This is a genomic window from Oerskovia sp. NPDC060287 (assembly GCF_042726775.1).
Lineage (GTDB): Bacteria > Actinomycetota > Actinomycetes > Actinomycetales > Cellulomonadaceae > Oerskovia > Oerskovia merdavium.
Genome location: NZ_JBHXBO010000130.1, coordinates 1 through 12,001, shown reverse-complemented (window position 1 = coordinate 12,001; position 12,001 = coordinate 1). Strand labels below are relative to the sequence as shown.

General features: G+C 72.4%; 9 protein-coding genes. 7 read left to right on the top strand and 2 right to left on the bottom strand.

Annotated elements, in window-relative coordinates:
• Positions 1-69: 69 nt before the first annotated feature.
• Both rpsT and ACFWFR_RS12420 read right to left on the bottom strand, forming a co-directional pair.
• Positions 70-330, bottom strand: coding sequence for a 30S ribosomal protein S20 (gene rpsT / locus ACFWFR_RS12425; RefSeq protein WP_056650751.1), 261 nt, complete (start codon positions 328-330; stop codon positions 70-72).
• Between the two features lie 296 nt (positions 331-626).
• Complete coding sequence (locus ACFWFR_RS12420; protein ID WP_191800970.1) at positions 627-1,331, bottom strand: type II toxin-antitoxin system PemK/MazF family toxin; 705 nt, start codon at positions 1,329-1,331, stop codon at positions 627-629.
• 159 nt (positions 1,332-1,490) lie between these two features.
• On the opposite strand from ACFWFR_RS12420, the gene ACFWFR_RS12415 reads away from it, so the two are divergent.
• The 7 genes from ACFWFR_RS12415 (at position 1,491) to ACFWFR_RS12385 (ending at position 11,967) form a co-directional block, all read left to right on the top strand.
• Entirely contained in the window at positions 1,491-3,152 is a 1,662-nt protein-coding gene (locus tag ACFWFR_RS12415; protein WP_377623164.1) for a circularly permuted type 2 ATP-grasp protein, read from the top strand.
• Positions 3,146-4,075: an alpha-E domain-containing protein gene (locus ACFWFR_RS12410; RefSeq protein WP_191800966.1), complete on the top strand. Its 930-nt coding sequence runs from the start codon at positions 3,146-3,148 to the stop codon at positions 4,073-4,075. The genes ACFWFR_RS12415 and ACFWFR_RS12410 overlap by 7 nt, the downstream gene beginning before the upstream one ends.
• Complete coding sequence (locus ACFWFR_RS12405) at positions 4,072-4,941, top strand: transglutaminase family protein (protein WP_318244357.1); 870 nt, start codon at positions 4,072-4,074, stop codon at positions 4,939-4,941. The genes ACFWFR_RS12410 and ACFWFR_RS12405 overlap by 4 nt, the downstream gene beginning before the upstream one ends.
• A gap of 206 nt (positions 4,942-5,147) precedes the next feature.
• Positions 5,148-7,070 carry a translation elongation factor 4 gene (gene lepA, locus ACFWFR_RS12400; RefSeq protein ID WP_377617212.1) on the top strand — a complete coding sequence of 641 codons (1,923 nt, stop codon included), beginning with the start codon at positions 5,148-5,150 and terminating at the stop codon, positions 7,068-7,070.
• A 76-nt stretch (positions 7,071-7,146) separates the two neighbouring features.
• Entirely contained in the window at positions 7,147-8,538 is a 1,392-nt protein-coding gene (hemW, locus tag ACFWFR_RS12395) for a radical SAM family heme chaperone HemW (RefSeq protein ID WP_377623163.1), read from the top strand.
• Between the two features lie 2 nt (positions 8,539-8,540).
• Positions 8,541-10,658 carry an acyltransferase family protein gene (locus ACFWFR_RS12390; RefSeq protein ID WP_377623162.1) on the top strand — a complete coding sequence of 706 codons (2,118 nt, stop codon included), beginning with the start codon at positions 8,541-8,543 and terminating at the stop codon, positions 10,656-10,658.
• 214 nt (positions 10,659-10,872) lie between these two features.
• Positions 10,873-11,967, top strand: coding sequence for a hypothetical protein (locus ACFWFR_RS12385; RefSeq protein ID WP_377623161.1), 1,095 nt, complete (start codon positions 10,873-10,875; stop codon positions 11,965-11,967).
• The last annotated feature ends 34 nt before the right edge of the window (positions 11,968-12,001 follow it).

Genomic DNA, 12,001 nt, shown 5'->3' with positions numbered 1-12,001 from the left:
CGACGTTCACCGTGCTGCCCGAGGTGGATCAGGGGCGCACAAGGTCACGCGTGGAAGGGAGTGTCAGGCTCAGAGAGCGTTGACGGCCTTCGCGAGTGCCGACTTGCGGTTAGCAGCCTGGTTCTCGTGAATGACACCCTTGGAGACTGCCTTGTCGAGCTTCTTCGACGCGACGACGAGGGCGCTGGTTGCGGCCTCCTTGTCACCGGCGGCGACGGCCTCGCGAACGCGGCGAACGTTCGTCCGGAGCTCCGACTTGACAGCCTTGTTGCGCAGACGAGCCTTCTCGTTCGTCTTGATGCGCTTGATCTGAGACTTGATGTTAGCCACGTGTGGACTTTCTGGTGTGTTCGCCGAAGCGATCGAATAGGTCGTAGAGGGCGATTCCAGCTCCGGGACTGGGGGTGGGGAACCCTTGGAGAGGAGCTGGAACTGTGCCCGCCGACCTGGGCGGACACGCGACCACCAAGACTACCAGCCGACCGCAGGATCGGCCAGAACGCTGGAACGGCGCCCTCCTCGCCCCTCGCGCACGGTCCGCACGCGCCCTGTGCCGGGTCCTGCGGACCCTGTGGCGGGGTCTCGTGCCGGAGCGCCCGGCAGGGGCGCAGCCCAGGTGCGAGGCCTCAGACCTTGCCCATCTCGCGGATGATCGTGTCGAACGTCGAGCGGCCCATGACAGCCCCCTCGCGACGCACGGCGCCGGGGTCCACGCGGATCACGCGGTCGAGGCGGACCTCGGAGTCGCGCCCCTGGGCGTCCCAGGGACCGGAGCCGATGTCGAGCCAGTACCGGCCCCAGCGGGCCTCGTCCGCGGCGTCGCGCGAGTGGTCCTTGCTCGTGAGCATGATCGCGAGCAGCCAGCCGCCGTCGCGACCCACGAGCAGCACGGGACGGTCCTTGCCCTGGGTGAAGTCCTCCTCGTAGGGGACCCAGGTCCACACGATCTCGCCGGGGTCCGGGTCGCCGTCGAGCTGGGGTGCGTACTCGGCGCGCACCGCGCCCGTGTAGTCGCCGGGGTAGGTGCCGGCACCGGGCTGCGGCCCGCGAGCCTGTCCCTGGGGTGCGGGCTTCCGGCCCGCCGGCCGCGTGCTCGCGGAGCCCTTCGGGGTGCCCGGCTTGGTGCGCGGTCCCGGCTTGGGGCCCGCGGTGCCCGACGACGGCGCACCGGACCCGGGGCGGGGAGCGATGCCGCGCGGGGTGCCCGACGTCGTCGGGCCGGAGGACGAGCCACCCGCGCCCGAGCCACCCGATCGCGACGACCCGCCGAGCGCGCCGAGGATCGCGCGGGCCGCGTCCGTGAGCAGGGAGATCCACTTGTTCTGAGCCACGCCCGCAATCTACCCGTATCCGGCACGGCGGTCCGAGCGGTCCCGCACCGGCCGTCGGACCGGCCGTCGGGCCCCCGCGTCGACCGCCCGTCACACCCGGACGCGACCGGTAACACGGGGGACACGCCGCGGGAACACCGGGTGACTACGGTCCCCGTCATGGCAGACCTCTTCGACGACTATCCCCGCTCACGGGCCTGGGACGAGATGCTCGACGAGGACGGCGGGCTGCGTCCCCGGTTCGAGCGTGTGCACACGACCATGACCCGCCTCACCGCGGCCGAGGTCTCCTCGCGGGCAGAAGCGCTGGCCCGCTCGTACCTCGCGCAGGGCGTGACGTTCGACGTCGCGGGCGAGGAGCGTCCCTTCCCGCTCGACGTGGTCCCGCGGGTCATCGAGGCCGACGAGTGGGACCGGATCTCCGCGGGCGTGGCCCAACGGGTCCGCGCGCTCGAGGCGTTCCTCGCGGACGTCTACGGCCCGCAGCACTGCGTCGAGGACGGGGTGGTCCCGCAACGGCTCATCCTGTCCTCGGCCGACTTCCACCGGGCCGCGTACGGGATCGAGCCGCCCAACGGCGTGCGGGCGCACGTCTCGGGGATCGACCTGATCCGGGACGAGGCGGGCGACTTCCGGGTGCTCGAGGACAACGTGCGCGTCCCGAGCGGCGTCAGCTACGTGATCTCCAACCGGCAGGCCATGGTGCAGACGTTCCCCGAGCTGTTCTCGAGCCTGCGCATCCGGCGCGTGATCGACTATCCGCGCCGGCTCCTGGCCGCGCTGCTCGCCGCAGCCCCGGACGGGGTCCCCGACCCGACGGTCGTGGTGCTCACCCCCGGCGTCTTCAACTCGGCCTACTACGAGCACTCGTTGCTCGCCCGGCTCATGGGTGTCGAGCTCGTCGAGGGGCGCGACCTGTTCTGCGCGGGCGGTCGCGTCTACATGCGGACCACCAAGGGCCGTCGCCGGGTCGACGTCATCTACCGGCGCGTCGACGACGCGTTCCTCGACCCGGTGCAGTTCCGCGCCGACTCGATCCTGGGTGTCCCGGGGCTGCTCGGGTGCGCGAGGCTCGGCACCGTGACGCTCGCGAACGCGGTGGGCAACGGGGTCGCGGACGACAAGCTCGTCTACACCTACGTCCCGGACCTCATCCGCTACTACCTGTCGGAGGAGCCGCTCCTGCCCAACGTCGACACGTGGCGCCTGCAGGAGCCCGAGGCGCTCGCGGAGGTGCTCGACCGCCTCGACGAGCTGGTCGTCAAGCCCGTCGACGGATCGGGTGGCAAGGGGATCCTCGTGGGTCCGGCGGCCTCCCGTGCCGAGCTCGACACGATGCGCCGGCGGCTCCAGGCGGACCCGCGCGGGTGGGTCGCGCAGCCCGTGGTGCAGCTCTCGACGGCACCGACGTTCGTCGACGGGCGCTTCCGACCCCGTCACGTGGACCTGCGGCCGTTCGCGGTCAACGACGGCACGGACGTCTGGGTCCTGCCCGGAGGGCTCACGCGCGTGGCGCTGCCCGAGGGGCAGCTCGTCGTGAACAGCTCGCAAGGGGGCGGCTCCAAGGACACGTGGGTCCTGGGCGAGGGACCCCGGCAGGTGGTCGACGACGTCGCCCCCGTGACGCTCGCGGCGTCCGGTGCGGTGGCTGCCGGGGTCCCGATCGCGACCAATCCCGCGGACGCCGCCCAGGGTGCCGGGAGCCGGCACCAGCAGCAGCAACAGCAGCAGGCGAGCGACCGCCAGCGTGCGGTCCCTCGCGAGCCCGGGGCCGCACCGGCCCGGGGGCACGTGGCGACGGACGGGGAACGACCATGCTGAGCCGGATCGCGGAGTCTCTCTTCTGGATCGGTCGGTACGTCGAGCGCGCGGACGACACCGCCCGCATCCTCGACGTGCACGTCCAGATGCTCAGCGAGGACCCGTGGGCCGCGGAGGACCTGGCCTGCCGGTCGCTCCTGACGGTCATGGACCACCCCGTCGAGCCCGGCACGGGGCTCGTGGACCGGGCCCACGTCCTGCGGGTGCTGGCCCACGACCAGCTCAACCCGTCGTCGATCGCGGGGTCGCTCGTCGCGTCGCGCGAGAACGCCCGGCGTGCGCGCGAGATCATCTCGACCGAGCTGTGGGAGTGCCTCAACACGACCCGCAACCAGGTCTCGGGCAGCATCCGCCTGGCCCGCCCGCACGACTACTTCTCGTGGGTGCGCGAGCGGGCGGCGATCGTCGCGGGACTCATGGACTCGGCCACGAGCCGCGACGCGACGTGGCACTTCATGCTCCTGGGCCGGTCGATCGAGCGGGCCGACATGACGGCCCGGCTCGTGACGACCCAGACGCGGCTCGGGCACGCGGGCCCCGGGTGGACGACGCTGCTTCGCTCGTGCGGCGCCTACGAGTCGTACCTGCGGGTCTATCGCGGGATCGCGTCGGACGAGCGGGCCGCGGGCTTCCTGCTGCTCGACCGCCTGTTCCCGCGGTCGATCGTGTGCGCGCTCGAGAGTGCCGAGGCGTGCCTGCGCGAGCTCGAGCCCGAGGGGCGTCACGGGGTGAGCGACGACGCGCGGCGCGAGCTCGGGAGCGTGCGGGCGAGCCTCGAGTTCGCCCCGCTCGAGGAGGTCCTCGACGACCTGCCCGCGGCGATGGAGCGCGTCCAGCGCGCCTGCTCGCGCGCGAGCGACGCGATCAAGGCGCGGTACTTCCCGTCCGCGGCCGCCACGACCTGGGTAGGAGAAGCACTGTGAGCACCGAGGTGGTCGGCGACGCCGGCCGGCGGACCCTGCGCGTGGTCCACACGACGACGTTCGACTACGAGGCGCCCGTGACGGCGTCGTACAACGAGGCACGCATGACGCCTGCGGGGGGCCCGGCGCAGGACGTGCGCGACGCCGCCGTCGCGGTCCAGCCGACCACGTGGTCGCACGAGTACGTCGACTACTGGGGCACGACGGTGACCGCGTTCGAGGTCCTCGAGCCGCACCGGCGCCTGACGATCGTGGCGACCGCCACGGTCGAGGTCGCCCCGCCGGCCACCGGCGGGGCGCAGGTCACGTGGGAGGAGCTGGGCGGGGAGGACGTCGTGGACGCCCAGGCGGCGTACCTCACGGACAGCGCGACCACCGCGGTGCCCGACGACGTCGCGGCCCTCGCGCTCGACGTCGCCGCCGGGCTGGACCCCGAGTCGGCGGCCGAGGCCATCTGCCTCGCGCTGCGCGACCGGCTCGACTACGTGCCAGGGGTGACCACGGCGCACACGCCCGCGGCCGAGGCCTGGCTGGCCCGCAAGGGCGTGTGCCAGGACATGGCGCACCTGTGCGCGGGCGCGCTGCGCAGCGTCGGCATCCCGGCCCGCTACGTCTCCGGGTACCTGTACCCGGTCACGGACGGGGTGGTCGGGGAGACGGTCACGGGGGAGTCGCACGCCTGGATCGAGTGGTGGACGGGCGCGTGGCGCGGCTACGACCCGACCAACCGCCGCCGCGCTGGCCTCGACCACGTGGTGCTCGGGCGCGGACGCGAGTACGAGGACGTCGCACCCCTCAAGGGCGTGTACGCGGGAGCGGCGGCCAGCGACCTGGAGGTCACGGTCGAGATCACGCGCACCGCGTGACGGCCGGGCGGCGCGGGCAGGCGCCCGCCCGTGCCTGCCGGGTGCGGGCTCGTGGGACAATGATGGTTGCTGTCCGACCCTGCGCGCGGCGACCAGCGACCTGCCGGGCAGAACCCGGCGGCTCACGCTCCGTCGTCGAGCACCGAGCCGCAGGTCCGGGCGCCGTCCGCCGCCCCGTCTTGACCCACCACAGGAGCGCACCCCCGTTGTCCCCGATCCCCAGCGCCCAGCTGAGCACCCGCATCCAGCCCGCGGCGACGCCGCCCGAGCTGCTGCGCAACTTCTGCATCATCGCGCACATCGACCACGGCAAGTCCACGCTGGCCGACCGCATGCTGCAGCTGACCGGCGTCGTCGACGCGCGCGCCATGCGTGCGCAGTACCTCGACCGCATGGACATCGAGCGCGAGCGCGGCATCACGATCAAGTCGCAGGCCGTGCGCATGCCGTGGGCCGTGCGGGAGGGCGACGACCCTGACGACACGTCGGCGCCGCTCGTGCCCTACGCCTTGAACATGATCGACACGCCCGGGCACGTGGACTTCACGTACGAGGTCTCGCGATCGCTCGCCGCGTGCGAGGGTGCCGTGCTGCTCGTCGACGCCGCGCAGGGCATCGAGGCGCAGACCCTCGCGAACCTGTACCTCGCGATGGAGAACGACCTCGCGATCATCCCGGTGCTCAACAAGATCGACCTGCCGGCCGCGCAGCCCGAGAAGTACGCCGAGGAGATCGCGGGCCTCGTGGGCGTCGACCCCTCGACCGTCCTGAAGGTCTCGGGCAAGACGGGCATGGGCGTGACCGAGCTGCTCGACCGCATCGTCGAAGAGGTGCCGGCCCCGCAGGGTGACGCCGACGCCCCGGCGCGCGCCATGATCTTCGACTCGGTGTACGACACCTACCGCGGCGTCGTGACGTACGTGCGCGTGGTCGACGGCAGCCTGAACCCGCGCGAGAAGATCGTCATGATGTCGACCAAGGCGACGCACGAGCTCCTCGAGATCGGCGTGAGCGCGCCCGAGCCGCACCCCACCAAGGGGCTCGGCGTGGGCGAGGTCGGCTACCTCATCACGGGCGTCAAGGACGTGCGCCAGTCCAAGGTCGGCGACACCGTGACCAATGCGGCCAAGCCCGCGGAGGACGCGCTCGGCGGCTACAGCGACCCCAAGCCCATGGTGTTCTCGGGCCTGTACCCGATCGACGGCTCGGACTACCCGGTCCTGCGCGACGCCCTGGACAAGCTCAAGCTCAACGACGCGGCGCTCAACTACGAGCCCGAGACCTCGGTCGCTCTCGGCTTCGGCTTCCGCGTGGGCTTCCTGGGCCTGCTGCACCTGGAGATCGTGCGCGAGCGCCTCGAGCGCGAGTTCGACCTCGAGCTCATCTCGACCGCCCCGAACGTCGTCTACGAGGTGACCCTCGAGGACCGCTCGGTCGTCACGGTCACCAACCCGAGCGAGTTCCCGGGCGGCAAGATCGGCGAGATCCGTGAGCCGATCGTCAAGGCCACGATCCTGTGCCCCACCGAGTTCATCGGTGCGGTCATGGAGCTGTGCCAGGGCAAGCGCGGCGTGCTGGGCGGCATGGACCACCTCTCGCAGGAGCGGGTCGAGCTGCGGTACACGCTGCCGCTCGCGGAGATCGTGTTCGACTTCTTCGACCAGCTCAAGTCCAAGACGCGCGGCTACGCGTCGCTCGACTACGAGCTCTCGGGCGAGCAGGCGGCAGACCTCGTGAAGGTCGACATCCTGCTCCAGGGCCAGACCGTCGACGCCTTCAGCGCGATCGTGCACAAGGACAAGGCGTACTCGTACGGCGTCATGATGACGGAGAAGCTCAAGGAGCTGATCCCGCGCCAGCAGTTCGAGGTCCCCATCCAGGCGGCCGTGGGCGCGCGCGTGATCGCCCGCGAGACCATCCGTGCGATCCGCAAGGACGTGCTCGCGAAGTGCTACGGCGGCGACATCAGCCGTAAGCGCAAGCTGCTCGAGAAGCAGAAGGAGGGCAAGAAGCGCATGAAGACGATCGGTACGGTCGAGGTCCCCAAGGACGCGTTCATCGCAGCGCTGTCCTCCGACGGTGCGGGCAGCAGCGGCGGCAAGGACGCGAAGGACAAGTCCAAGAAGTGATGTGCTGCTTGCCTGGTGAGCGCGTGGTCCTCGTCGTCTCGGGGACCGCGCGCTCTGCGGCGTCCGGGGTGCGGGCATGAGCCCGGCGCTCCCGGACGGGATCCCCGTGCCCGACGACGGAGCCCTCCCGGCGTGGGTGGGGCCCGGTCCCGGCGGGGCCGGGTCGGACGACCACGCGGGTCGCGCGTTCGGGGTGTACCTGCACGTGCCGTTCTGCACCGTGCGCTGCGGGTACTGCGACTTCAACACCTACACGGCCTCGGAGCTGGGCGGTGGCGCGAGCCAGGCCTCGTACGCCGACACGGCCCTGCGGGAGATCGAGCTCGCCGCGCGCGTCATGGACCAGGCCGGCCTGGCGTCGCGTCCGGTCTCGACCGTGTTCGTCGGCGGTGGCACCCCGACGCTGCTGCCGGCGGGAGACCTGGGCAGGATGCTCGCGGGCGTGCGCGCCGCGTGGGGCCTGGCCCCCGGCGCCGAGGTCACGACCGAGGCCAACCCGGACTCGGTGACCCCTGAGTCGCTCGCGCAGCTTGCCGAGTCGGGGTTCACGCGCGTCTCGTTCGGGATGCAGTCGGCCGTGCCGCGCGTGCTCGCGACCCTCGAGCGGACCCACGACCCGCGGCGCATCCCCGACGTGGTGCGCTGGGCCCGCGAAGCGGGGCTCGCGGTCTCGCTCGACCTCATCTACGGGACGCCGGGCGAGACGCTCGACGACTGGCGCACGAGCCTCGAGGCTGCCCTGGCGACCGGGGTCGACCACGTCTCGGCATACGCGCTCGTCGTGGAGCAGGGGACCAAGATGGCGGCTCAGGTCCGCCGCGGAGAGATCGCGCTGCCGAGCGAGGACGACCAGGCCGAGAAGTACGAGCTCGCGGACGAGCTGCTGACCGCTGCCGGGCTCGAGTGGTACGAGGTGAGCAACTGGGCACGGCGGGCCACGGGGGACGACGGGAGGGCCGGACCGGATCCCGCCTTCGCCTGCCGCCACAACCTGGCCTACTGGCGGGGCGAGGACTGGTGGGGCATCGGCCCCGGAGCCCACTCGTACATCGGTGGAGCGGCGAACCGTACGGATGTCGGCGGGGTGTCGACCGCGGCCTCGGAGTCGCTCGTCGACTCGTCGGACGCGTCGGGCGAGCCTGTCCACGGCGGCCGCGAGGGCGTGCGATGGTGGAACGTGAAGCACCCGCGGCGTTACGCGGCGCTGCTCGAGGCGGGCAACAGCCCGGCGGCCGGACGCGAGCTCCTGACGCTCGAGGAGGCGCACCTCGAACGCGTCATGCTGGGGGTGCGGCTGCGAGAGGGACTGGACCTGAGCGTCCTTACCGAGGTGGGCCGGCGCAACGTGGCCGGGATGGTCGCGGCAGGCCTCCTCGACGGCAAGGCGGCCATCCACGGTCGTGGGGTCCTCACCCTGCGCGGGAGGTTGCTGGCAGACACGGTCGTGCGGGAGCTGACGGACGGGTGACGATGGTCGGACAGTCGGCCTCGGTGCAGACCGGGGAGGCCAGGACGTCGGCGGAACGCGTCGACGTGTGGCAACGACTGCGACCGGCCGACGTGCTCGATCCCGGAGCGGTCGCGGACCCGACCGCCGAGACCCTCGCTCCGCCGTCGGTCCGCGAAGCCCCTCACGGACGCGGGTCGGAGCGCCCCTCTCGCCCTGCCCGTCCCACGGTCCGGTACCGACGGATCGCCGGCCTGGACGGGTTGAGGGCTCTCGCCGTGATCTCGGTCATGCTCTTCCACTTCGCGCCGCAGCTGCTCCCGGGCGGTTACGTCGGGGTCGACGTCTTCTTCGTGCTCTCGGGCTTCCTCATCACGACGCTCCTGGTCCGCGAGTTCCGGGAGCGGCGCACGGTCTCGCTGACCCGGTTCTGGGTCCGCAGGGCGCGCCGTCTGCTCCCGGCGCTCGCGCTCGTCGTGCTCGCGTGCACGGCGGTCGCGGGCCTCCTGGGCGGTGACCTCCTGGTCGGTATCGGCGCGCAGGTGGCCGGAGCCGCCACCTTCACGAGCAACTGGGTGTACATCGCGCAGGGCAGCACCTACTCGGGCGGGCTCGCCCCGCAGCTCTTCGCCAACCTGTGGTCGCTCGCGGTCGAGGAGCAGTTCTACCTGCTCTGGCCGCTCGCGGTCCTCGGGGTGCTCGCGCTGCGGATCACCCGGCGCCGGGCCCTGGTCCTGGCGGGTGTCCTCGCCGTGGCCTCGGCCGTGGCGATGGCGCTGCTGTACGTGCCGGGGACGGACCCCACGCGGGTGTACTTCGGCACCGACACGCACCTGTTCGGGCTCATGATCGGCGCGTTCCTGGCCTTCTGGCACCTGCGCACCGGTCGGCCGACGCTCGTGCGCGAGTCCCCACGGACCGCGACCACCCGAGGCGCGGCGTTCGTGCTCGGCGCGGGGATCGTGGGGGCCCTCGTGCTGCTGCTCGCGATGCTCCGGATGCCGTGGGACGGGGCCGTGACCTACCGCGGCGGGCTCTTCGTCGTGTCGTTGGCCACCGCGGGGGTCGTCAACCTCGTCCTGCACGCGCCCCGGCTCGGCCGCGTGCTCGACAAGGGACCCGTGGGCTGGGTCGGCGCCCGCTCCTACGGGCTCTACCTGTGGCACTGGCCCGTGCTCGTCCTGGTCGCCGCGGTCGCGGGCGGCGGTGGCCTGTACGCGACCCCCGGTCCGTGGGTCGCGCTGACCGCGACGGTCGTGACCACGGTCGTCGCGGCGCTGTCGTACCGGTTCGTCGAGAGGCCGGTCATGGGACGAGGGTTCGGTGGCTACGTCCGCACCGTGGGCGCCTGGGCACAGAGGGGGGCTGCGGGCCGCAACCCGCTACCCGTCCACGGGTGGGTCACCCTCGCCGCGACGGTGCTCGTCGTGGGGCTGGCCGTCACAGGGGTCGTCCGGGCCCCGGCGGTGTCCTCGGTCGAGTCGCAGATCCTCGCGGGGCAGGAGGTCGCGGCGGGGACGCAGCAGCCGGGGGCGGCGGTGGCCGGGGAGGCGCCGGCTCCTGAGGCAGCGCCGGACACTGCGGCTCCCGGCGCTGAGGCACCGGCCCCGGCGGCCCCGGACCCCGCGGCGCCGGCCGCGCCCCCAGTGCCCCCGCCCGGGGACCAGGTGACGATCATCGGCGACTCGGTCGCCCTCGCGAGCGCGCCCGCCCTCACGGCGGCCCTGCCCGGGGTGTTCGTCGACGGCGCGGTGTCCCGGCAGATGAAGGACGCCGCTGGGCTCGTGGAGTCGGTGCGTGCGGCCGGGAACCTGCGGCCCTACGTCGTGGTCTCGCTGGGCACGAACAGCACGATCGACGCCGCGATGATGGACCAGGTCCTCGCGACGATCGGACCGGACCACACCGTGGTGCTCGTGACGGGATACGCCGACAGGTCCTGGGTGCCTGTCGCCAACGCCGAGATGATCGGCGCGTCCCAGCGCTTCGGCAACGTCGTCGTCGCCGACTGGAGCACGGCGATCGCGGCCCACCCGACCCTCCTGGGACCCGACGGCGTGCACCCGGCGGGGGAGGGGACCACGCTCTATGCGAGCGTGGTCGCGGCCGGTCTCGCACAGGCGGTCGCGCTCCGCGGCTGACCGCTTCGTGCGGCGCGGACCAGGTCGCGCGCGGTGCCGGCGCAGACTCCCGCGCCGGAACGCACGACGGCGTCGACGGGGGCCGTCGTCACCCGCTGCTCCTGTGGCGGGAAACGTCCCGAAGCGTCATCGTTGATAGCGATCTGTGAAATGTTCGATCGTCACAGTCTGTTCACAGTGTGGCTTGCCGCACCCCGACGACCGAGGGATCCCGATGAGCGACAACACCGCAGGCGGGCCGCCGCCGGAAGAGAACGAGCCCACGCCGCAGAACCCGTACGCGAGCACGCCCGACCCGGGCGCCACGCCGCCTCCCTCCGAGCCCGAGCAGCCCGTCACCCCTCCGGTGGCGCCGCCCGCGCAGCCGACGCCCCCGACGGCGCCTCCGGCCACGCCCCCGACCGCACCGCCCGTCGCCCCGCCCCCCTACGGCGCGCCGACCCCACCGCCCGCGGCGCCTCCGTACGGTGCGCCTGCCGCGCCCCCTTACGGCGCTCCGGCCGGAGGCCAGCCGCCGGTCGCCCCGCCTCCTGGCGGGGGCTACCCGCCCCCGGGTGGTGGCTACCCGCCGGCCGGCGGCGCGTACCCCCCTCCCGGTGGCGCCTACCCGCCTCCGGCGCAGCCCGCCTACGTGGGCGCCGCGCCGTTCGCGGTCGGTGACGCGATCGGGTTCGGGTGGAAGCGGTTCTGGGCCAACCCGCTGCCGTGGATCCTCGCGGCCCTGATCTTCGTCCTGATCAACGCCGTCTTCAGCTGGATCACCGGCGGGTTCGACCGGTTCACGGACTACCGCACCGACGGGTTCACGGACACCAACATGCTCGAGGCCGCCGGCCTGACCTTCGGCAGCGTGGTGCTGTCGATCGTCGGCGCGATCATCGGCTACCTGATCACGGCCTTCTTCACCCGCGGTGCTCTCGACGAGTCGCAGGCGCGCAAGCCCGACGTCGCGGCGTTCTTCAGGATCGGCAACGTGGTGAACGTCATCCTCGCGGCCTTCCTGGTCGGGATCATGGCTGCCGTCGGCACGATCCTCTGCGTCCTGCCGGGGCTCGCGGTCCTGCTCTTCTCGACCTTCGTCTACTACTTCACGCTCGACAAGGAGCAGGACGCGATCACCGCGATCAAGTCGAGCTGGTCGCTCGTGGCGAAGAACTTCGGGTCGGTCTTCCTGCTGCTCCTCGCGCTCTTCGGCATCAACATCGTCGGCGCGCTCCTGTGCGGGATCGGGCTCCTGGTCACGATCCCGCTGTCCTACATCGCGGTGGCCTACGCCTACCGTCGTCTGATCGGCGAGCAGCCGGTCTGACCCGAGCACGTCGCACGACGGCACGGGCCCCGTC